Here is a 21,813-nt window from a genome sequence, read left to right as displayed (position 1 = left end):
CTCAAATCCCCACGCTCTTGAACGCGATGGCGAACACCGCATCGATCAGGATCACCGCCGTGATGGCCGTGACCACCGACGACGTGGTGCCGCGCCCCAGGCTTTCGGTGTTCGGCGCCACGCGCAGGCCAAAAAAGCAGGCGATCATCGCAATCGCCACCCCAAACACCGCGGACTTGCCGATCGCGAGCAGCAGGTTGGGCAGGCTCACGGCACTGGGCATGGCCGTGAGGAAATACGTGGGCGACAGGTCCAGCGTGATCCAGGCCGCCAACATGCCCCCCAGCAGGGCCGCTGCCGTGGTCCAGATCGTGACCAGCGGCATGGCCACCGCCAGCGCCAGCACACGCGGCATCACCAGCCGGTAGTTCACCGGAATGCCCATGACGCGCATGGCATCGAGCTCCTCGGTCACGCGCATCACGCCGATCTGCGCCGTGATGGACGATCCCGAACGTCCGGCGATCAGCACCGACGCCAGGATGGGCCCCAGCTCGCGAATCAAGGCCAGGCCCAGGATGTTGACGATGAACACCTCGGCCCCGAACTGCCGCAGCACCTGCGACATCAGGTAGGCCAGCACCACGCCGATCAGGAACCCCACCAGGGCGGTGATGGGCAAGGCGGTGCCGCCGATGTTGTAGAGGTGGCTGGAGAAGTCTGACCACGGACCCCACTTCGGCGCCCGGATCAACTTGCCCAAGTCCAGCACCAGCTGCCCCAGCAACGCCACCGCATCACCCGCCATCTCGCGCCGTTCACGCCAGCCTTTGCTCAGGTTCTGCAGCAAGCGACTGGACACGGCGGGTTTGGCCGGCAACTGGGGCGCCGAAAACCCGGCCACACGCGCCAGCACGGCGCGCTGGTCCTCCGTGGCCTCCAGCGTCGCGGGCACCGCCCCCCACACGGCGAGCAAGGCCTGGGCGCCCAGGTGGTCCAGCTGGGTTTGCGGCGTCAGCGCCCAGCGCCCAGAGCCCAGCTGGCCGGCCACCTCGTGCAGGCGCGCCTGCAGCTCCGCCCAGCGTTTGGCATCCGTCAGCTGGGCCGAAGTCCATTCCCCCAGCACCACGGCACCCGCTTGCGACGAGGTCGACAGGTCAACGCGGGGCAGGTGGGCGGGGTCAGAAGGCATGGGCGCTCAGGCGGCACAGGGATGGCTGATTCTAGGGAGCAATCCTGCGCAGGCCGCGAAAAACGGCTTACCGCCCATGCATGCATGGACTTTTGCTGACAATTGCCCCCATCCTCTGCGCATCTGCCTTTCGATACGAGCGACTTATTGCGTTACGATTCTTGCAAGTTTTTGAGACAACACGCCATGAGCAGGGTGCTCATGTCGATAGGATCACACAATTTGTGAGCAATTAGGAGCAGGCATGGCACTGAACTCGGTATTTGGCGGCAAGCGTGAAGGCGACTCCTTCAACCCCCGTCCCACCCCCACCTCTGGTGGCGTCACGCCTGGCGGCAGCTCGCCGGTGTCGTCGGTCGCCGTCCCCTCGTCGCTGAGCAACGCGGCCGCACCGGTGGCTGCTCCCGTCAAGGAAGAAAGCGGCGCCAAGCTGACCGTGGGCCCCAACATCAAGCTGCGTGGCGTTGAGATCACCGACTGCGACACGCTGGTCGTGGAAGGCACGGTGGAAGCCACGATGGATTCGCGCGTGATCCAGATTTCGGAACAAGGCGCGTTCAAGGGTTCGGCCAACATCGACATCGCCGAGATCCGCGGCGAATTCGACGGCGACCTGACCGTGCGTGACAAGCTCGTGATCTTTGCCACCGGCAAGGTCACCGGCAAGATCCGCTACGGCAAGCTCGTGATCGAAGAAGGCGGCCAGGTGTCGGGCGAGATCTCCTCCGACACCCACGCCAAGTCCGCCAAACCGGCCGACAAGGACGCCAAGCCTGCCGCTGCCGCGCCCGCACCTGCTCCTGCCGCCGCCTCGCTGAGCTGATCCGCCTGCCTGCGCGTGCACTGCACGCCTGTTCTTGACGCCCTGCCCCCTTTTCGGCAGGGCGTTTTTCATGGGGCCTGCGCCATGGTCTGGGCACCGGCCCACACGCGCCCGCGGTGCGAAGGCCCAATCGACGAAGCCAGCGGCACCGCTGGTGGCACATGGTGCGTGCCCTGCCCCATCACGCGCAAGGTGTCGATGCCGGCGTGGTTGTTCAGCATGGCGAGGTGCGCGAGGTTGCCCTGCACCGCCGGGCGTTCATCCCGCAGACCCGAGCGAGGCTGAGCCCCAGGCAGCAGGACCACCCCGCCACTCGCGCTACAGTGAATCCGTTGTCCTGGATGGTTTTCGGGACTTTTAACAGCAGTATGCCTTTGTTCCTGTTTCTTGATGAACGGAAAAACATGCATACCCCTTGATTCACTTCGCCAACACCATGCTGCCAAAAGAACAGATCACCAGCCTGGCTGCCCAGCTGCAGCACGCCCAGCAAACGCGCACGCCCATGGCCCAGTTGTCGGCCCAGTGGCCCGACCTGACCGTGGACGAGGCGTATGCCATCTCGCGCGCCTGGGGGACGCTGCGCCACGACGAAGGCCGCAGCCTGCGCGGCTACAAAATCGCCATGACGTCCCGCGCCACGCAGGCCATGTATGGCGCCAGCGAGCCCGCCATCGGCTGGCTCTACGACGACATGGTGTTCGACAACGGCAGCAGCCTGCCGGCCGATCGCTTCATCGCGGCCAACGTCGAGCTGGAACTGGCCTTCATCATCGGCAAACCGCTGCAAGGCCCGCGCGTCACCGCGTTCGACGTGCTGGCCGCCACGGACTGCATCGTCCCCTCGTTCGAGATCGTGGACGCCCGCGTCCAGCAGCTCCATCCGCAGACCAAGGCACCGCGCACCCTGGTCGACCTGGTGTCCGACAACAGCGTGGCTGCGGGCGCCATGCTGGGTGGCCATCCCACGCGCCCCACCGAGCTGAACCTGCCCTGGGTCGGCGCCATGCTCTACAAGAACGGCGCCATCGAGGACACGGGGCTGGCCGCCACCGTGATGTCGCACCCGGCCAAGAGCGTGGCCTGGCTGGCCAACCGGCTCAGCCAGTGGGGCGAGAAGCTGGAACCCGGCCAGATCGTGCTCTCGGGCACCTTGATTCGGCCGGTGCCGGTGCGCGCCGGCGACGTCATGCAAGGCGATTTCGGCCCGCTGGGCCAGGTGGCCTGGCGCCTGGTCTGAGCCCCGCCGGCCCGCTCAACCGCCCGTTGCGGGCTCACCCGCGCAACCGCGCCATCGGGATGGATGGCCACACGCACGCCGCGGTCGGCTTCCCGCTTCGCTGGCCACGCCTGACGCAGTTGCCGATCGCTGGCCCGGGCTAAAGCCACCCACCCCGCCCTCACACCCTCAGCTGACGCAGGTGTGACCTGTCCCAGGCGCGCGGACCGAGGGCAGCCTGTGCAACACCTGACCCCGTAGGCTGTCGCAGTGCTGCGGCCACGGGGCTGAATCCCACATACAGCCATGGCCACTCACTCCGGCCTTGACGAGCCCGTGAGCCAGGCCTGGGACTGCAGCTGCTGCAGTTCGGCCACCACGGCCTTCAACCGGCGCGGCGACAGCCCCTGCATGGGCAGGCGCATCTGCTGCGCCACCCAGGTGGCGCGTCGCAGGTCGACCTGGCCCCGCTGGCGCCAACGCCGGGCATGGGTGTCGGGCTGGTTGAGCATGCTGGCCAGCCACACCGCCTGGGCCGTGCTCAGGCGTGCAGCGGGGCGACCGAAATAATGCTGGGCAGCGGCCCCAGCCCCGACCACGCCCTCGCCCCAAGGGGCGTGCGCCAGGTAGAGCTGCAGGATGCGCGCCTTGCCCAGGCTGCGCTCCATGTCGGCCGCATACAGCAGCTCACGCGCCTTGCGCAGCACGCTGCGCTCGCCATCGGTGTAGACCAGCTTGGCCAGTTGCTGCGTCAAGGTGCTGGCCCCCCGCGAGGCTGCGCCATCGCCCTGCTGCAGGACCTGTTGCAGCTCGCTGAGGTCCAGGCCGGTGTGCTGCTCAAAGCGCTGGTCTTCGGCCGCGATGACGGCCCGCACCAGCGGATGCTGCAACGGCAGGCCGGCGCCCGGCAGGTCCAGCAGCGCCTCGGTGCCCAGGCCCGTGACCGAGAAGCCGCGGATGTCGGGCAGCCATTCCGTCCGCCCCCGCGGCAGGTCCAGGCTCAGCTGCAGGCCCCACTCGCCCTCCACCGTGGCCCGCGCGACCTCCGGCAGGCTGGGCGCCAGGGCGGCGTACAGGTCGGCCATGGACTGGTGCTGGGTCTGGCTGCGGATGCGCAGGCCGGCCTGGCTCAAATCGCCCTGCCAGGCCACGCGAATCTGCCGGGGCTCGTCGCCCAGCCACACCTGGCCTTGCAGCGCTTCGCCATGGCGGCGCAGGTCGCCGCCCAGCCGCGTGACCGTGATCGGCTGCGAACCCAGGCCGGGGTGTACCAGCGTGCAGGGTGCACACGTCACGCTCAAGCGCCTGTCGGCGTCGTGCCAGCTCAGCTGCAGCCGGTTGGGCCCCATGGGCACTGCCTGCACCTGGGCCACCAGCCAACGGGCCAGCGGCGGCTGCGTGGCCAGGCGGATCAACGACGGCACGCCCAGCCGCAGCGGCACCTGCCGGGCCGTACCGGGCACCGGCACCGAGAACGTCTCCGCCCACTCGCCCGCCGCGGGGCGCAAGCTGGCCCACACCACGGTCAAAGCCACACCGACGGCCAGGGCCGCAACACCCAGCGTCAGCCCGACCCACCATGCACAACGGCGCACCACCCGCCTGGCCCGGCCCCAGCGAACGGGGCCCCGGCAAGCGTCAGGCTGCAGATCAACAGGCATGCAGTTCTCCCGAAGTCACTCCACCGATGGCCCATCCCCTCCATCAGGGCCACGCACCCCGCCACCCTACTGCGCCTGGGCCACGGTCAGGGCCTGCCAGGGCCCTGTGGATTGCCCCAGGCTGGCGGCCCAGTACCAGGCCGACGTGTCGGTGAACACCCGACCCTGCGCATCCTCCAGACGTTCGCACACGCGCAGCCGCTGGCCGTCCTTGTCGGCGATGAAACAGCGCCACAGGCCCTGCGTAGCCGGCAAACTGGCGGCGTCAGCCGCGTGGCTATGATCTGGGGTATCAGCCACCGCCGATGACAAATGCTCATCCTTCACTTGGTACCCCAAGGCCCGGTAGCAATCGGCCGCCGGGTGCAGCATGCGCGTGGGCCGCGACACATGGCGCCACACCAGCAGGTCCTCGCCATTGGTCAGGCGGGCCAGCTGACCCGGAAAATTCGCTGCAAAACGCTGCTCGACAGCCCCCAGCGCCAAAGGCCGCAGCGGTTTGCCTTGCCAGGTGCGCGGCCATTCGACGCTGGCGGGCTGCGGCCTCGCTTCAGGGTGCTGGCCCAGCACCACGGCATGGGCCACCGCCAGCACCGGCATGATGCCCAGGCAAGCGGCCTTCAGCGTCAGCCGCCAGCGCAGCTGGTTGGGCACGCGCCAGGCTGCAGCCGGCCCCATCCAGCCTGCCCGCTGCGGCAATGCCTCGATCAATGCCGGCCGCATCTGCCAGGCGATGCCGCCACACACCACCGCCAGGCACACCAGCCCGATGCCTTCGTGCAGCCAGGTGGCCAAGGGCTGGCCGTTCGCCTGCAGCGTCACCAGCAGCCAGCTGCGCACGATGTTGCCGCCCAGCACCCACACGCTGACCCATGGCAGGCGGCTGAGGAAGCGCCGCGTGTCCAGGCCGCGCACCAAGGCCAGGCAGGCGGCGCTGAAGTAGCCCATCCACGCCAGTTGCACGCCCGAGCACGCGGCATCGATCAGCACCAGCTGGCCGTCGACCACCAGGGCCGTCCCTTCGCGCTGCACGTGGTGCGTGGCCTGCATCAACGCCAGTGTGGCTTCGGCCACCAGCACGCGCAGCGGGTAGCCCACGAAGTACTGCAGCGAAGCCATCAGCGGCAAGGCCAACACCGCCAGCACCAGCAGCGGCGCACTGGCCACGCGACGGGGCAGCAAGGCCCGCAGGCCACACACCAGGCCCAGCATGGCCAGCAGCGCTGCTGCCAGATCGGGCAGGTTGGCCTGTGCCCACGCCCCGGCCCCCATCAGCGCCATGGCGGCCAGCAACCAGCTCAAGTCGGGCGACTGGCGCAGGCCACGCCGATTCACCCAGACCACCGCCAACAAAGCCAGCAGCGCCAACACCCCCAGCGGATCGTCCGAGCCGTCGACCATGCGGCGTGCCATCCAGATCCACTGCGGCCAGGTGGCCAGCAGCAGGCTGACCATCAGCCAGCACGGCGCCAGCCGATCAAGCGCCACCGCACAAGCCAGGCGCCTGGGCGCCAGCAGCCAGGACGGCAGGCTGGACTTCGGCGCGGCCGGTGCCCCACTCTGGCGATCCGTCCCAGCGGCCTGGTCAGGCGCGGGTTGCTGCCCAGGAAACAGGCGGATCTCGTCCGTGTGCATGCGCGGGTTCATGGTCTGACCTCAGCTGGTATAGTGGCTTTTCCGTTGTTTGCGCTTACGCCGTGCCAGCATACCCAGCATGGACAGACACACGGCCATGGCACCCCACACCTGTGGTTCGGGCGCACTGGGCACCTGAGCGGCCACGGCCAGGTTGCTCACCCCTTCCGGCATGGGCAGCGGCTGGTTCACCGTTTGCGTGTTCGCAGCATCTTTCACACGCACCACCTCGTCCACGGCGATGAAGCTGGTGTAGTTGGTCAGCAAGCTGTAGCCCAGCCCCAGCTGCATGATCTGCTCGCGCAGCGCGCTGCCACCGTCCAGCGCCTCCTGGTCGCTCAGCATGGCGATGCGCTCACGCGCCCACAGCTGCCGCAGCGCCGTGTTTTGCCCAGGTTCGGCCGGTGCGTCGGCCAGGGGCAGCACCTGCTGGAACGGGCCCGCCGGCGTCTGGCCCGAGATGCGCACCCGTCCAGGGAACGGCTGCCCCTCTTTCGGGCGCCATTTGCCAAACACCACCACGGGCCGCTCGGCCAGCACATCCGGCAGTTGCTCGGGCACCACGTCGTACACCTCCACGCCCTCGAAATCAGCCTGAACCGAGGTCAGCACCGGCTGCGCCACGAGCTGGCGAAAGCGGTCGGCCTGGGCCTTGGCGTCGTTGGCCGAGGTGATGACGAACGGCTCGCCCCTGCCGGCACGCGCCATGCCCTCGATGAGGTGGCGATTGACGGAGCTGCCGATGCCGAAGGCAAACACATTGGCCTCGTCGAGGTGCTTGCGGATGAGCGCGAACGCCTCGCTCTCCACGGTCACGTAGCCATCGGTCACCACCACCACCGAGCGCGAGGTGCTGGGCGACTTGGCCTGCGCGTACACGCGCTTCAAGGCTGGCATCAGCTCGGTCGAGCCGCCGCCCTGCATGCGCTCGATGGTGGCGATGGCACCCTCGATGTTGGCCTGCGTTGCCGGCACGCTGTGCGGGTTGAGCATGCTGTTGCTGCCCGAGAACAGCATCACGTTGAAGGTGTCCGATGGCCTCAGACCGCCGATGAGTTCGCGCAACATGGCCTTGGCCGTGTCCAGCGGAAAGCCGTGCATGGAGCCCGAGATGTCAACCACGAAGATGTACTCGCGCGGGTTGACGGCCTTGAGCGCCACGGCCTTGGGGGGCTGCACCATGGCCAGGAAGAAATTCTCCTGCTCGCCCTGCATCAGCATCAGACCCGAGGCCACCTGCTGGCCCGCCAGGCTGTAGTCGAGGATGAAATCGCGGTTGTTGGCGGTGCGATCGGCATCGTCCAGCGCCAGGCTCACCTGCCGGTCACCCTGCGCCGTGGTCGTCAGCCGATGCGTTTTGGACCCCACGGCCGCAATCGGCAGCGGCGCCTCCAGGCGCAGCTTCAAATCGAAGGCCGACAAGGGCTTGCGGCCGGCGGCCTGCGTGGGCTGGGCGACCCACTCACTGCGGGCCTCCAGGCTGCTCGGGCTGTTGTAGCGCGGGCCCACCACGGTGGGGAACACGAATTGGTAGCGGCCGCCCTCCGGCACCAGCAGCTCAGTGTAGCGCAGCTCCACCTTCACGTCGTCACCGGGCAGGATGTTGGCCACCGCCATCTGGAACACGTTCGGTCGGTGCTGCTCCAGCAGCGCCGCAGTCTTGCCCGCCTGCTTGGCCTGCGTGTACTCGATCCTGGCCTGCTCCTTGCCCTTGATCTGCGCCGTGATGAGGCGCTCGCCCAGGCGCACGTTCATGGCGTGCACCGCTGCGCGCGTCGACCCCGGAAACACGTACTTGGCCTCGATGGGCCGCGTGCCTTCGTTCTTGTACGTCTGCGTGACCGTCACATCGGCAATCACGCCCGCAATGCGGACATCCACCTGGGTTCCCTTGAGCGGCAAAGCATCCACCTGGGGATCTGCGCCCGGCAAAAAGAAATACGGCGCCTCGGTCCGGGCCGGCGCCTCACCTTGCGGCTGCGCCTGGGCCGGACCCGAAACCTGCAGCACCAGCAGCAAGCCCACGGCGCCCGCGCGCCACGGCTGCGTCCGCAGACGCTCGCGCCAGCCGCGGCGCGCAGAGGCCCAAGCTTGCGGCCTGGTTGGTCGGGGTGTGCCCTCGTTGTCCTGACTCACCCAGTGTTCTGAGACGGTTTGCATGTGAAGTCCCTCATCAACCCGGTGCACCCTGCACCGATGAGCCAACTGTGCAAACCCGATTCGATGGCCGTGCGAAGTGCGCGAGCCTCACAAGAAGCGGATGTGAAGCGAGCATGAAATCCGCACATGCGCCACACCTGCCATCACGCGGTCCATGTCCAGATGACGCGGTATGAGCTGTACCGAGCAACAGCAGACCCAAAGACCGTCACGCCCTGCACAAGCGGGACGGTACCTGCCGGCCGGCCTCGTTCTGCGGCCCACAATGCGCGCATCGCCGTGAACCTTACTTCCCCGTGCCCAGTTCGTCCGCCTCCAACAACTTCAACCTGCTGCGCCTGTTGGCCGCCGTGGCCGTGCTGTTCAACCACGGCGAATTCCTGTATCGGCTCAGCCTGCCGGTGCCCTTCGCAGGCCACAGCCTGGGCGCAGTGGGCGTTTACGTGTTCTTCTTCATCAGCGGCTACCTGATTGCCCAAAGCTGGGAGCGCAGCCAAGGCGTGCTGGATTTCGCAGCCAAACGGGTGGGGCGCATCTTCCCGGGTCTGATCGTCGCCACGGCGTTCTCCGTGGGGGTCGTCGGTGCTGCGATGACCACCCTGCCGCAAGCCGCGTACTGGCGCCACGACACCACCTGGCTGAACCTGATCAACAACGCCTTTGGCATCGCCACGGTTCAGGTGTTGCCGGGTGTGTTTGAACACAACCCGTTCGCCCGGGCGGTGAATGGTTCGCTCTGGACCATCCGCTACGAACTGCTGATGTATGCCCTGCTCGTGCCACTGGCCATATGGGGCATTCGGCGTTCTCGTTTCATCTACCTCATCTCCGCCGCCATACTGGCCTTAATCTGGCTGACCGTGGCCACACGCCCCGGAGCGGACCTGCTGGCCACGGCCCCCGACTGGCTTCGCGACATGTGGAGCGTGAAGGACATCACCGCGCTGGGTGTGTACTTCTTCATCGGCAGCGCATTCGCCCAGCACCGGGTCAGCAGCAGCGGGTGGATGGGGGGTATCGGCGTCCTGGCCTTGTTGCTGGCCGCGTGGACTTCGCACCCCAGCCTGATTCAACTGGGCTTGTGGCTGGGCGTGCCCTGCTGCACCTTCTGTGCAGCGCACCTCGGTGCAGGGTGGCTGCGCGGCCGCCCCCACACCGACCTGTCTTACGGCGTTTACATCTACGCCTTCCCGATTCAGCAGGCACTGACCCAGGTTTGCCTCGCGCAAGGCTGGTCACTGGGGGTCTGCCTGGTCCTGTCGCTGGCCGCCACCGTCTGCATGGCCGTCGTGTCGTGGTTCGGGGTTGAAAAACCCGCCATCGAGTGGACCCGACGCTCCTTGCGCCGACATCCACGGCTCACTCACCATACACTCAACAACGGCGTGAACATATCTCCTTAAAAATACTGGTATCCACTCCATTCATTGAATTCATATGGCCTGTTGATCGATACAAAGTATCGATCAACTTGGTTCAGTGGGTACAAAACGTGCCGGCAACACCAGGCTTGCGCAGGCGCCGCGAACCTCCCCATTGGCGAACTCGCGATTGCGCAATTGCGCCGATCCGCCGTGCAGTTTGGCGATCTCGTTCACGAACGAGAGGCCCAGACCCGTGCTCTTGCGCTGGCTGTGCGGACGCGGCAGCGAGTAGAACTTGTCGAACACGCGTTCGACCGCATACGCGGGCATGCCGGGTCCGCTGTCCGAAACCTCGATCACCACATCGTGTCGCACGCGCTTGGCCCGCACCTGCACGTCTCCCCCGTCGGGTGAGAAATCGATGGCATTGGCCAGCAGATTGGCCACCGCACGCGACAGCAGGAACCGGTCACCTTCCACCACCATGCCCTCAGACACGATCAAATCAATTTTGATCTGACGGGGTACCGCCGTCAGGCTGGCGGTCTGAACCACCTCGTGCAAGAGCTCCTGCACGTCCACATCCTGCACCTGGTCGAGCACGCGCAGGGTCTCCAGACGCGAGAGCTCCATCAACCGATCCACCGTGTGGCGGATGCGCTGGGTTTCGCGGGTGATGTTGTCGAGGAAATGCTGCCGCTGTGCCGCAGGCATGTCGGTGTCCTGCATCAATTCGGCGGCAGCGGCAATGGCCGACAGCGGGCTTTTGAGCTCGTGGCTCATGATCTCGACCTGGGTGGCCATGCCCTGCCGGCCGCCGACCGCATCGCGCACATCGTGACTCGCTGCGCGCAGCATCAACAGCGACTGACGCCACACGCGCCCGGGGCTCACCGACTTCTGGCGGCGCAGCCAGCGCCACATGTCGCGAACGAGGCCGAAGGGACGTATCAGCCAGATGGACAGGATGAATGCGAACACCAGCAGGAAACTGGCGGAACCGATACCCACCCAGATGGTGCGCTCACGCGCGTCAGCCACGAACTGACCAAAGCTCTGAACCGGCTTGCCCACCGTGACCACGCCCACGATGTCGTCGCCCCACCGCACGGGTGCTGCGACATACAGCACGGTGGACCGTGAATCACTGGCGACGTCGCGCGTGGCGCGCGCGCCATACAGGCCCTGCAGGGTCAATGACACGTCACGCCAGCCGGAAAAATCGGCGCCGACATCGCGCCCGGTGGAGTCGTATTGCACGATGCCATTGCGATCGGTGACCGTCACGCGCAGCTCGACCCGGGTTTTGTGCAGGTTGTAGACCTGAGCCGAAAAGCGCCGGTTCAGCGTGGTGCCGATCACCGCTTGCAAACGCGCCAAGGGCATGGCGCCTGCCACCACATCCTGCTCGATCTGGCTGGCCAGCAATTGCGCCATGTCGATCTGTGACTCCTCGGCCGATTCGCGGTAACGCGGATCCAGGTCGCTGGTCACACGCGAGAGCAGCCAGGCCGTGCCCAGCGTGTAGACGATGAGCACCGCGAGAAAGATCCGCGTGCGGCGCGACAGCGACAGGCGAAAGCGCTTCACGTCGGGGTTCAGACGATGACGATGTGCAGGTCCTGCGTGTCGTCCAGGGCGTAACCCACGCCACGCAGCGTCTTGATGCAGTCCGGCAGCTCAGGCACCTCGCGCAGTTTGGCGCGCAGGGTCTTGATGTGTGCATCCACGGTGCGGTCCAGCGATTCGCCGGGGTCGTCCCACACCTGTTCCAGCAAATCGTTGCGCGTGAAGACGCGACCAGGTTGTTTCAACAGCAAGGCCAGCACGCCGTACTCGTAACGCGACAGGTCCAGCGGCTGCCCACAGGCGGTGACGCGGCGCTTGGCGAGGTCAAGCTGAAAGTCGATCGGATGGAGCTCGGGTGCGTTGTTCACCGCGGCTGGCTTGGCATGCCGCCTCAGGATCATGCGGACACGGGCCATGAGTTCACGTGGTGAAAACGGCTTGGTCACGTAGTCGTCGGCGCCGAGTTCCAGACCCACCACCGCGTCGATTTCATCGCTGCGTGCCGTCAGGAACAGCATGGGCGTGTCGCGTCCGCCCGGCAGGGCTTGCAATTTTCTGAACAAGTCAAAACCGCTGATGTCAGGCAAGCCGACGTCGAGGATGGCGAGCGAGGGGGTTTGCAGGGCAAAGGCCTGGAGCGCAGCCTGTCCGGTGGCACACCAGACAGCCTCGAAGCCTTCGGCCGTCAGCATGTAGCGCAGCGTGTCGGCGATGGCGGCTTCGTCTTCGACGAGGAGGATGAGGGGTTTGTCGAGCATGAGGGTGGCCAATCAAGTTGTTCTTTGTCTTCTTCTCTATCTTCTTAAATTCAATAGTCGTAGTAGTAAGGGCAGGCTTAGCCTGTGGATAAGCCCAAATGTACTTTGACAACAATTGCTTAGCCCAAATTTTGGGCGTCGATAAGTTGTCCAGAACTGGAAACCGAGATATCAACAAGCCCAGGCGAGCCCGCTTTTTTGTGGATAACCGGCCGCTTGTTGTTTTTTTATCCACAGTGTTGTGCCTTGACCGCTCCTGAACGGCGCTTCACACTGCGATCCAGCTCACAGATCGGCCACGAAATGGGCATCGCGGAAGCCGTGTCGAGTTAGCGGGTTTGGGGTCGATCAATGAGGCAGTACGTGGATGAATGCATGAAAAACAAAGCGCTTTTGAGGAATACCGGAAAATTTTTTTGAACCGATCAACGCTCGATCGAGCGAGAAAAATGCAGCCTGACGGCTTCGGTTCGCAGTCTTCATGGGGAGCTTGGCCGCCGGAGCGATCGGGTCGGCGCATGTGTTCAGCTGACCGTTGGCCTCGATCAGACAGGCCAGGCTTTTGCAGCGCGAGTCCTGTCGGCCTGAGCTGGCACCACGACGAGGGCGTGCTGCCGTCGGGTGTGCCAGAAGCCTGTGTCGATGCAGTGTGGCCAACGGTTGATGTCGGCTGCCGGCCGATGACGAGAGGTGAGGGGAGAAGAAGAGGGGCGGGCGCCGAATTCTGGCTGGATGACCTCAGCGTGCGCGCTCAGGCTTTGAGGTGGGAACTGAGGCCAAGCATGACGGTGTACTGAGGAGTATCGACATGCAAGCGTCATTTCATAAACGGCAGTGGGTCGATACTCACAATCATCACTTCACAGGTAAAAACTGCAAAAAGGGCCCGGCCACCACGCCTTGTGCGTAGCTGATGACGGCGCGGCGGTATTTTTCGGTGGTGAATGAAGCCAATAAATCCAGCCGGCCGATGACCTTTCCCATTTCGCGTTCAAAGCTCAGATTGCGTCCCGCCGCCGACATTTCGTTGCTCAACAACAGGGGCGTGCCGTCGGCCTTGCGCCGGCTGGCCAGGACCCACATGGCGATTTCCATGTTGCGCGCGGCGTTGTAGACGTGTTGCGCGTCCACGCCCTGCACCAGGTTGAAGCTGGTGCTGCCACCATGGGCGGTGATGATGCTGTCGGCGGTGGCGTAGATGAAGGCCGCCACACGGTCCCCTTGAAACTCGGGCTTCAGCGCAAGGTCCAGGGCCGCCACGTCGCGGCGCTCGCCCAAGGGGCCCCAGCCCAGGCCTTCGCGCAGTGCGATGCGCACGAACTCGACAGCCGCCTCGGGGCTGTCGGCGGTCTTTTTCCATTCGGCCGGGTTGCGGCGGTACAGCTTGTCCATGAGCAGGAACAGGCTGTTCAGGTTGTCGCGCATGGCCAGTGAGGCCATGCGGTTGCTGTCGGACTGGATGAGTTCCCGCGTGGAAAACGCCTCGCTCTGCACTTCACCGTGTGGGGTCGGTGCCGAGCCGCAGGCAACGAGCAGCAACGGGGCCAGTGCCAGTCCCAGCCGATGCATGGTGGGTTTCAGGGCGGGCAGCAGACGCGGATCGGGAGGCAGCGGCATGGCCGGAACCTTAACAGGCGGATCCGTTCCGAAGCGACTGCATTTGTCACGCAAAGCCGATGCGACGCGTCTCGCGCACCTCGGGCTTGATGCGGTGCTCGGCCTCGAGCTGATCCATGAAGTCGTCGGGCGAGAGCGCTTCGCCCAGGATGTCGCCCTGGCGTTTCACCGCCGCGAAATCGCCGGGGCACAGCTGGTCCAGCGCCGCCAGCCGCTTGCGTTGCGTGGCGCTCAGGGCCTGGGTGTCGCCACTTAGGGCCTCGGTGACGAACATGCGCTCGCGCTGCTCGGGCTTCAGGGGTTTGAAGGTGATCTTGAAAGTGAAGCGGCGCAGCGCCGCCTGGTCGATGCGATCGAGCAGGTTGGTGGTGCAGATGAAGATGCCCGCAAAGCGCTCCATGCCCTGCAGCATCTCGTTCACTTCGGTCACCTCGTAGTTGCGCTGGGCGCCGCGCCGGTCCTGCAGAAAGCTGTCGGCTTCGTCCAGCAGCAGCACGGCGTTCTCGGCTTCGGCCTCGGCGAACATGGTGGCCATGTTGCGCTCGGTCTCGCCGATGAATTTGGACAGCAGGTCGCTGGCGCGCTTGATGATGAGCGGCCGTTGCAGCTGCTGCGCCAGGTGCTCAGCCAGCGCGGTCTTGCCCGTGCCCGGGGCGCCATAGAAGCACAGCGTGCCATGGCCTCGCGCCTTCAGCGCATCGATGATGCGGCTGATCTCGTAGCGGCTGTCCACGTTCAGCATGTCGAGCTGGTAGGTGGTGACCTGCGGCCTGGCCCGGGCTTCGCGCGGCGCGCCCAGCGCCAGGTCGGCATGGGCCAGCTGGCGGGCGATGAGGGCCTCGAACGGTGCGTCCTCGGGGGCCAGGCCCGCGTGGTCAGCTGCCGATTCCGCTTGTGCTGCGGATGCGGGCGTGGGAGCCAGGGCGAGCGTGGCAAAGCGCACGGCGGTGCGAATCTGAGCCGGCGTCAGGCCTTTGCGCTCGGCCAGCTTGGTGACGAATGCATCGCTGACGCGGGCACCATCGAGCGCCGAGCGCACGAGTTGCTCGCGCGCGCCGGGTGGCGGACTTTTCAGCTCGAGGTGGTAGGCAAAGCGGCGCCTAAAGGCGGGGTCGATCTGCTCGATCTGGTTGGTGACCCAGATCGTCGGCACGGGGTTGCTCTCCAGGATCTGGTTGACCCAGGCCTTGCCGTTGACGGAGTGGTTACCGCCCGACGACGGCAGCATCTGCTGATCGGCGCGTGCCATGAAGGCCGCGGCATCCAGACTGATGGGCGGGAACACGTCTTCCACCTCGTCGAACAGCAGCGCGGCGCTGTGGGCGCCCTTGAGGAACACCTGTGCAATCTGCAGTGAGCGGTATCGGTCTCTTCCCGTTAGAGAATTGCCGTCTCTGTCGGCATACTCCACCTCGAACAAGTCGGCACCGGCCTGGGCCGACAGCACCTTGGCCAGCTCGGTCTTGCCCGTGCCGGGCGGGCCGTACAGCAGCACGTTGACGCCGGTGCTGCGCGTGGCGATGGCGCGCTGCAGCAGCGTGGCCAGCACATCGACCTCGTCAGCCACGAAGTGAAAATGGTCGGGTGTCAGCGTGGTGGGGGTGGCCGGACGCGTGAACACGGCCATCAGCTCGTTCTCGTCGCGGTACTCGCGCATGAGCACCGGCGGCAGCTTTTCGCTGACCTTCATGAGGTCGGCCAGGTCGGTGATGTTGTGCTCGGAGATGAGGTTTTCGACCAGGCCGATGCGCTCCAGGCGCGAGCCGGCCCGCAAAGCTTCGGCCACCTCGCTGGCCGGCACGCCCGCCACCTCGCCTAGCGAGGCATAGGCCTCGGGTGCATTGTTCACCTTGAACTCGACCAGCAGGCTGCGCAGGTCACGCTGGTAACGCGCCAGCGTGCCGTACAGCAGCAGCGCGCGCTCGGCGCGGTTGAGCTGCAGCAGGCCGGCCAGGGCGTTGATGTTCTTTTCCACCCGGGTGCTCTGCTTTTTCAGCGCATGCGACAGCCACTTGGACGTCGTCGCCAGCGTGGCGAGCAGGTCTTTGGGGGCGTCCTTGGCGTATTCGTCCAGGTAGAAAAACAGCGTGCCTTCTTCATAGGGCCCGCGCCAGGTGCCGTATTTTTCGAGGAAGGCACCATGGCCCAGACTGGCCTGGTCTTGCCACAGCTCGTTGTCGGCGCAGCGCCGCTGCAGAAAGTCGCGCAGACGCTGCAGCACCGCGTCGGGCCAGGCGAGGTGGCGCCCGGCCAGCACCATCAGGCTGCTCAGGTCGCGCCGCACGTTGAACCGCGCACCCTGTTGTTGCACCAGCGTCAGCACGAAGTGGGTGCACATCAGGTCCAGCACGGGCGCCGAAGCCATCGCGGGCGACAGCCAAGCGGTCGCCCCCGCGGGCGTGCGCCACGTTGTGTGGGAAGCAGATCGTTTGACCATTGCCATGCCCTTTCCAATAAGCACTTGCCGGATGCACAGACCTGTTGCATCAACCCCCGATGCGCAGGGACCGGAACATACCCGAGACGCTGGCCGCCGAACAGCCAAAAAGTTGGGCTTTCGGCCCGCATCCTAGGGCATGCAAGGGCTCTGTGCAGGCATGCGACCGGCAAAGCCGTGGCGCGCGTCGCTGGCGCCGCGCGGGGTCACCGTCCGCTGTGTGCTTGACCGACGGTCATCCTGCTCCACAATGGGCACCATGCCCGGGGATGGCCGTCACGAATCCCCGGCCGACCGGCGCAACAGGCCATGCGCGGGTCGGGTTCACACCGTGATTGGTCAGGCAAGGGTTTCACAGACATGAACCACAACGAACACGAGCACGAGAGCGACGACCCCGTGGAGCGCATCACCAAGCACATTCCCGTTGTGCTTCCGCTGGTGGGGGCCGCCATGATGTTCCTGCTCGCGGCCATCGCCGTCGGCTTGGCTTGAGCGGATGTTCGGCGCACCCTTTGCCCTGGGTCAAATGGGGATTGGTGCCCGGCACCTAGACTGCGGTTTTTCCACCCGAAAGGATTGGCATGAAGGTCTTGTTGGCTGTCGATGGCAGTGCATTCACCCAGAAGATGCTGGATTACCTGGTGTCCCACCCTGAGCTGTTGGTGGATTCGCGCCAGTACACCGCGTTGTCGGTGCAGGCTCCCCTGCCGCCGCGCGCACGCGCCCTGGTTGGCAAGGCCGACGTGGACGCCTACTACGCCGAGGAGTTCGACAAGGTGTTGAACGCCGTGGTGCAGACCCTGAGCCAACATGGCGTGAGCGTCGACCGCGCCACCCGCATCGGCTCGGCCGGTGAAGAGATTGCCAAATTCGCCCAGGACGGCCAGTTCGACCTCGTCGTCATGGGCTCGCACGGCCAAAGCTCGTTCAGCAACCTCGTCATGGGCTCGGTGGCCACCAAGGTGCTGGCCGCCTGCAAGGTGCCTGTGCTGTTGATCCGCTGAAGCGCTCCGGCGTAAGCCGTCGAACCCGCTGCTTGCAGCGGGTTTTTTTGTTTCACGACGACTCCAGCCTGGTACCTCGCTGGACTGTCGCGCGTCGCCTGCTCTGGGTGCAGCAGTCGCCACGCCCGGAGTCAAAGCCCGCCGCGACTTCGCTCCGCCAGCGGTCGGAATGTGCGGAACACCCATGCTGACGGCATCGCCCACGGCACCAGCATCACTTCATGTTGCCCATCTCACGGTCGGCCTCCGCGCCTTCGAGCATCAGCGTGGTTTCCTCGATGCGCGCGAAGCGCCCTTCGGCATCCAGTTCCGCGAACAGATACACCTCCTGCACGACTTGCGTGCCATCGCGTTTGGTGACGCGGACGCGATGGCGGTCGGCGTAGCGCTGGCCGTCTCGCAGTTCGTCCAACACCTCGATGCGGGCGGATGCCACCACCTCGCGCAGTTTGCGCGCGTGCTGCGCAAACGCTTCGCGATCGTCACAGTGTCCGTTGGTGCGCTGCGTGTAGCCGGGACTGAAATGGCGATCGAGAACGTCTTCCAGCGGACGTTGCTGCTGGTTGAGGATGTCGTCCAAAGCGGTGCGGATGTCGGTTGTTCGCATGGGTGTCGTGCCTCGGGGATCGAACCGTCACTGTAGGTTGAGTCGAGTCGGCTTGAGTACGTTATAAAAGTCCTTCCATGCGCTTTTGAGGCCAACCATGCCCGATCCAATGGTCCTGCCGTCGCAGGCCGCAGACCCTCGCGGCCCGCTTTTGCGGGCCGTGGTCCGCCGCTCCGGCGCGGTGCGCGTGACGCGCCGCCACCGTCATGCGCGTGGACAGTTGCTTGGGGCGGAGCAGGGCCTGCTGTCGGTCGATGCCGGCAGCAGACGGTGGGTCGTGCCGGCCACGCACGCCGTCTGGATACCGCCAGACGTGCCACATGGCTTGCGTTCGCATGGGCCGTTCTCGGGTTGGAGCGTGTACGTGGCGGCATTCGCGTGCCTGGACCTACCCGGCGAGTCGTGCGTTCTGGCCGTGCCCGGCCTGCTGCGCGAAGCCGTGGTGCGTGCGGCCTCGTGGACGGGCGATGTCCTGGACGGGCCTCAGGCACGTCTGGCGGGCGTCATCCTCGATGAGATCCGATCGTCGCAGCACGCGGCGCTGGGTCTGCCCATGCCGCAGGACGCACGCCTGCTCAGGGTTGCCCAGGCGCTGTCTGATCGGCCCGATGACGGGCGCCTGCTGGTGGAATGGGCCGAATGGGCCGGCATCGCGCCGCGCACGCTGACCCGTCGCTTCGTGACCGATACGGGATTCACCTTCACCGAATGGCGCCAGCGCGTGCGCCTGTTGAAGGCGCTGGAACTGTTGGCTGCTGGCAGGCCGGTGAAGGCGGTTGCGCTGGATTTGGGCTATGGCAACGTGAGCGCGTTCATCGCCATGTTTCGGCAAATTTTGGGGTTTACACCGGGGCAATACGAAGCATTGATGCGCTGACCCGACATTCAATCGGATGCGCTGGCGCCATGGGCCATCGGGCTTTTGCGGGCCATACCCTGCGCACAACCGCCATCGGTTGGCCCTGCTTTGGCGCACCATCCGCCTGGCGTCAGGTCGTTGGTCTGCGCCCTGATGCCCCGTGCTTGGCGCGCCTTTGAAGGGCTGAGCGGCGAGGTGACATGCCCGCGGCGATCAGGCCGAGGCTGCGGCGCGCTGCAGCCGGTCGCTCACGCCCTCCCAGGCGGCGTCCGGCGGGGGCGTTTCCACCCAGATCAGCCGGGCGCCCAGGTGGTCGAAGTCGCGCAGCGTGGCGAACAGCTGCTGGGCGGCCTGGGCAGCCTGGGCCGGCATGGGGCGCACGGTCACGCCCTTGGCCGGTGTGGTGAGTGTGCTGCGCGACCAGATGGCGATGTGGGCCGCGTCCGGGCCCAGCACGTCGAGTGCGGTCTGGAGCGCCTTGGCGTCCATCAAGCGCAGCTTGGCCTTGGGCGCGTAGTGCGCCAGCAGGGTGCCGGGTGCTTGCGGATCAGGCGTGGCCAGGGCTTCGCGGTCCAGCACCGCCAGGCCCGTCACCTGCTCGATCTGCGTGCGGCTGATGCCACCGGGCCGCAGCAGCACCGGGGCCGAGCGCGTGCAGTCGACGATGGTCGACTCGATGCCGACGGCACAGGCCCCGCCATCGAGCACGAGCAGCTCGTCGCCAAAGGCCTCGCGCACATGCTCGGCGGTGGTCGGGCTGACCTGGCCAAAGCGGTTGGCGCTGGGCGCCGCCAGACCGGCCATGCCGGCCTCGCGACAGGCGAGCAGCAGCGCCTGCGCGACGGGGTGCGAGGGGCAGCGCAAACCCACGCTGGCGTGGCCACCGGCGGCGACCTCGGCCACGCCCGCGAGGCGCGGCAGGATGACGGTGAGCGGGCCGGGCCAGAAGGCGTCGATCAGCTGCTGGGCGAACACCGGCACGGCCTGGGCAAAGCGCGGCACGTCGTCTGGCCCGGCCACGTGCACGATCAGCGGGTGCGTGCTGGGCCGGCCCTTGCGCGAAAAAATCTGCGCCACGGCGCTGGCGCGGTGGGCATCGGCTGCCAGGCCGTAGACGGTTTCGGTGGGCAGGCCGATGAGCGCGCCCGCCGACAGCGCCTGCACGGCTTGCGCAATGGCGTCGGGCGATTGGCCGTTCAAAATCATGGTTTCGGGGTATCAGTCCATCACCGTTCAAAATAAAACGGCAACATGGTCATACTGAGTTGAATGAAGGTTTGGTGCAGCGGTCATGGGCCGATCGCTGTTTGCCATGTCAAGGGACCGGGGACGGAGGGTTGCCTGGTACGCCCTGCATGCCGTTTCCATCGCGCGTGACCCACAGGGCGGGCGGGCGTGCGGTGGACCCCGGTGTGGCTGCTGCAGCCCGGCGCAGAGTGCCGATTCGCGGCACCAAGAGGCTGCAGCCGGCCGGAGCCCTTCGCGTCGCTCGGCACCCTGTGCGGCCTTCATCGGGCTGCGCGCATCAGACAGCAAGCCGGGCCACCGGGCGGTGCGCCGAGCGGAACCCGGCCTTGCGGCCCGCGCCGGCGGGGCGTCATCGCGCGGTGCCTGCCCGTCATTCATCCTGCACCGAGTCGGTGGCGGCCCGCACCTGGGCGGCGCTGGCCGCGTCGTCCCACCAGGGCGCCATGCCCAGCAGGGCCGCCGCCTCGCGCGCCGTGGCGCGCACGGCCTCGATCGTGGCGGCGGTGAGGGTCAGGTGGCCCATCTTGCGACCGGCACGCGCCTCGCGCTTGCCATACAGGTGCAGGTGACAGCCCGGCAGGGCCAGCAACTGGGCCCAGGGCAGCTCGCGCGGCTGGCCGGCGGCATCGAACCACAGGTCGCCCAGCAGGTTGAGCATGACGGTGGGGCTGTGCAGCCGCGGCTGCAGCAGCGGCAGGCCCGCCAGCGTGCGCACCTGCAGGTCGAACTGCGACACGTCGCAGGCATCGACCGAGTAGTGGCCGCTGTTGTGCGGGCGCGGCGCCATTTCGTTGACCACCAGCCGGCCATCGCTCAGCACGAAGAACTCCACGCACAGCACGCCCACGTAATCCAGCGCCTGGGCGATGTGGCGGGTGGCCTGCACGGCATGGTTGGCCAGGCTGCGCGGCACGTTGCCTTCGTAGACCTCGGTCATGGCCAGGATGCCGCCCCGGTGCAGGTTGCGCTGCATGGGCAGGTGCACCACCGTGCCGTCGGCGCCGCGCGCGATGATGACCGAGCACTCGTCCTGCAGCGACAGCCGCTGCTCGAGCACGCAGACCACGCCGCCCAGCTGCTGCCAGGCCGCGCGCAGCTCGTCGCGCGTGGCCACGTTGGCCTGACCCTTGCCGTCGTAACCCAGGCGCGCGGTTTTCAGCACGCCGGGGAACAGCGCCTCGGGGGCGGCGTCCACGTCGGCCGCGGTCTCGATCACGGCATAGGGCGCGGGGCCGACGTTGCTGTCGGGCTCGCAGCGCTTGAACAAGGCTTTTTCACGCACGCGGTCCTGCGCGATGGCCACGGCGTCGGCCTGCGGCGCCACGGGCAGGCGGCTGGCCAGCTCGGCCATGGAGTCGGCCGGCACGTTCTCGAACTCGGTTGTCACCGCATGCGCGATGCCGGCCAGCCGGGCCAGCGCCTGGCGGTCGTCGTAAGCGCCCTGCACCGTCAGGTGGCTGACCTGGCCGGCGGGGCTGGTCGCCTCGGGGTCCAGGACCACGGCATCGAACCCCAGCGACTGCGCGGCCTGCACGAACATGCGGCCCAACTGGCCGCCGCCCAGCACGCCCAGGGTCGCGGGGCGTCCGTCCACGGTCTGGCCGGGCAGCAAAGGGCGGATGGGAAGGCGGGATGTGGGTGTGGCGGTGCTCATGGCGCTATTTTCGCCGCGTTCCGCGGGCTTGCGCGGCAGGCGCCGCGTGCGCAAGCGACCCGC

The 21,813-nt window shown here is 66.6% G+C and carries 18 protein-coding genes; 6 read left to right on the top strand and 12 right to left on the bottom strand.

From position 1 onward, the window contains the following. Position 1: 1 nt before the first annotated feature. Entirely contained in the window at positions 2 to 1,132 is a 1,131-nt protein-coding gene (locus CCO03_RS00585) for an MlaE family ABC transporter permease (RefSeq protein WP_087275825.1), read from the bottom strand. A 244-nt stretch (positions 1,133 to 1,376) separates the two neighbouring features. Here CCO03_RS00585 and CCO03_RS00580 point away from each other — a divergent pair, with 244 nt between their 5' ends. Further along, positions 1,377 to 1,955, top strand: coding sequence for a bactofilin family protein (locus CCO03_RS00580; protein ID WP_087275823.1), 579 nt, complete (start codon positions 1,377 to 1,379; stop codon positions 1,953 to 1,955). A gap of 68 nt (positions 1,956 to 2,023) precedes the next feature. Here CCO03_RS00580 and CCO03_RS00575 read toward each other — a convergent pair whose 3' ends face one another. Next, the gene (locus tag CCO03_RS00575; RefSeq protein ID WP_157667424.1) at positions 2,024 to 2,176 is read right to left on the bottom strand and encodes a hypothetical protein; all 153 of its coding nucleotides are present in this window, start codon (positions 2,174 to 2,176) and stop codon (positions 2,024 to 2,026) included. A 215-nt stretch (positions 2,177 to 2,391) separates the two neighbouring features. On the opposite strand from CCO03_RS00575, the gene CCO03_RS00570 reads away from it, so the two are divergent. After that, entirely contained in the window at positions 2,392 to 3,195 is an 804-nt protein-coding gene (locus CCO03_RS00570; RefSeq protein ID WP_087283869.1) for a fumarylacetoacetate hydrolase family protein, read from the top strand. A gap of 293 nt (positions 3,196 to 3,488) precedes the next feature. On the opposite strand, the gene CCO03_RS00565 is transcribed toward CCO03_RS00570, so the two are convergent. The 3 genes from CCO03_RS00565 to CCO03_RS00550 form a co-directional block, all read right to left on the bottom strand. After that, a complete protein-coding gene (locus CCO03_RS00565) occupies positions 3,489 to 4,709 on the bottom strand; it encodes a biosynthetic peptidoglycan transglycosylase (protein ID WP_157667423.1) in 1,221 nt (406 codons plus the stop codon). A gap of 192 nt (positions 4,710 to 4,901) precedes the next feature. Next, positions 4,902 to 6,482: an exosortase Q gene (gene xrtQ / locus CCO03_RS20220; RefSeq protein ID WP_236903969.1), complete on the bottom strand. Its 1,581-nt coding sequence runs from the start codon at positions 6,480 to 6,482 to the stop codon at positions 4,902 to 4,904. Between the two features lie 9 nt (positions 6,483 to 6,491). Beyond that, positions 6,492 to 8,630 (bottom strand): VIT and vWA domain-containing protein, encoded by a 2,139-nt coding sequence (locus CCO03_RS00550; RefSeq protein ID WP_087275817.1) that lies wholly within the window; start codon positions 8,628 to 8,630, stop codon positions 6,492 to 6,494. A 296-nt stretch (positions 8,631 to 8,926) separates the two neighbouring features. Between CCO03_RS00550 and CCO03_RS00545 the strand changes: the two genes are divergently transcribed. Further along, the gene (locus CCO03_RS00545) at positions 8,927 to 10,033 is read left to right on the top strand and encodes an acyltransferase family protein (protein ID WP_157667422.1); all 1,107 of its coding nucleotides are present in this window, start codon (positions 8,927 to 8,929) and stop codon (positions 10,031 to 10,033) included. Between the two features lie 63 nt (positions 10,034 to 10,096). Here the strand turns inward: CCO03_RS00545 and creC are convergent, their stop codons facing one another. The 4 genes from creC to CCO03_RS00525 form a co-directional block, all read right to left on the bottom strand. Further along, positions 10,097 to 11,533: a two-component system sensor histidine kinase CreC gene (gene creC, locus CCO03_RS00540; protein WP_236904172.1), complete on the bottom strand. Its 1,437-nt coding sequence runs from the start codon at positions 11,531 to 11,533 to the stop codon at positions 10,097 to 10,099. Between the two features lie 59 nt (positions 11,534 to 11,592). After that, on the bottom strand, positions 11,593 to 12,321 hold the full coding sequence (gene creB, locus CCO03_RS00535) for a two-component system response regulator CreB (RefSeq protein ID WP_087275813.1): 729 nt from the start codon (positions 12,319 to 12,321) through the stop codon (positions 11,593 to 11,595). Between the two features lie 855 nt (positions 12,322 to 13,176). Beyond that, positions 13,177 to 13,890, bottom strand: a complete 714-nt coding sequence (locus tag CCO03_RS00530; RefSeq protein WP_087283858.1) for a hypothetical protein — start codon at positions 13,888 to 13,890, stop codon at positions 13,177 to 13,179. A gap of 94 nt (positions 13,891 to 13,984) precedes the next feature. Further along, positions 13,985 to 16,375, bottom strand: a complete 2,391-nt coding sequence (locus CCO03_RS00525) for an ATP-binding protein (RefSeq protein ID WP_087275811.1) — start codon at positions 16,373 to 16,375, stop codon at positions 13,985 to 13,987. 360 nt (positions 16,376 to 16,735) lie between these two features. Between CCO03_RS00525 and CCO03_RS20570 the strand changes: the two genes are divergently transcribed. Next, positions 16,736 to 16,870, top strand: coding sequence for a hypothetical protein (locus tag CCO03_RS20570; protein ID WP_257789722.1), 135 nt, complete (start codon positions 16,736 to 16,738; stop codon positions 16,868 to 16,870). 89 nt (positions 16,871 to 16,959) lie between these two features. Beyond that, positions 16,960 to 17,382, top strand: coding sequence for a universal stress protein (locus CCO03_RS00520; RefSeq protein WP_087275808.1), 423 nt, complete (start codon positions 16,960 to 16,962; stop codon positions 17,380 to 17,382). A 214-nt stretch (positions 17,383 to 17,596) separates the two neighbouring features. Here CCO03_RS00520 and CCO03_RS00515 read toward each other — a convergent pair whose 3' ends face one another. Then, the gene (locus tag CCO03_RS00515; RefSeq protein ID WP_087275806.1) at positions 17,597 to 17,989 is read right to left on the bottom strand and encodes a hypothetical protein; all 393 of its coding nucleotides are present in this window, start codon (positions 17,987 to 17,989) and stop codon (positions 17,597 to 17,599) included. A gap of 97 nt (positions 17,990 to 18,086) precedes the next feature. On the opposite strand from CCO03_RS00515, the gene CCO03_RS00510 reads away from it, so the two are divergent. Continuing rightward, positions 18,087 to 18,866 (top strand): AraC family transcriptional regulator, encoded by a 780-nt coding sequence (locus CCO03_RS00510; RefSeq protein WP_087275803.1) that lies wholly within the window; start codon positions 18,087 to 18,089, stop codon positions 18,864 to 18,866. Between the two features lie 195 nt (positions 18,867 to 19,061). On the opposite strand, the gene CCO03_RS00505 is transcribed toward CCO03_RS00510, so the two are convergent. Both CCO03_RS00505 and CCO03_RS00500 read right to left on the bottom strand, forming a co-directional pair. Continuing rightward, positions 19,062 to 20,054 carry an L-threonylcarbamoyladenylate synthase gene (locus CCO03_RS00505; protein WP_087275800.1) on the bottom strand — a complete coding sequence of 331 codons (993 nt, stop codon included), beginning with the start codon at positions 20,052 to 20,054 and terminating at the stop codon, positions 19,062 to 19,064. A 412-nt stretch (positions 20,055 to 20,466) separates the two neighbouring features. Beyond that, on the bottom strand, positions 20,467 to 21,750 hold the full coding sequence (locus CCO03_RS00500; protein ID WP_087283854.1) for a 5-(carboxyamino)imidazole ribonucleotide synthase: 1,284 nt from the start codon (positions 21,748 to 21,750) through the stop codon (positions 20,467 to 20,469). Between the last annotated feature and the right edge of the window lie 63 nt (positions 21,751 to 21,813).

The sequence above is a fragment of the Comamonas serinivorans genome (assembly GCF_002158865.1).
Lineage (GTDB): Bacteria > Pseudomonadota > Gammaproteobacteria > Burkholderiales > Burkholderiaceae_C > Comamonas_E > Comamonas_E serinivorans.
This window is presented reverse-complemented; position numbering and strand designations above follow the sequence as displayed.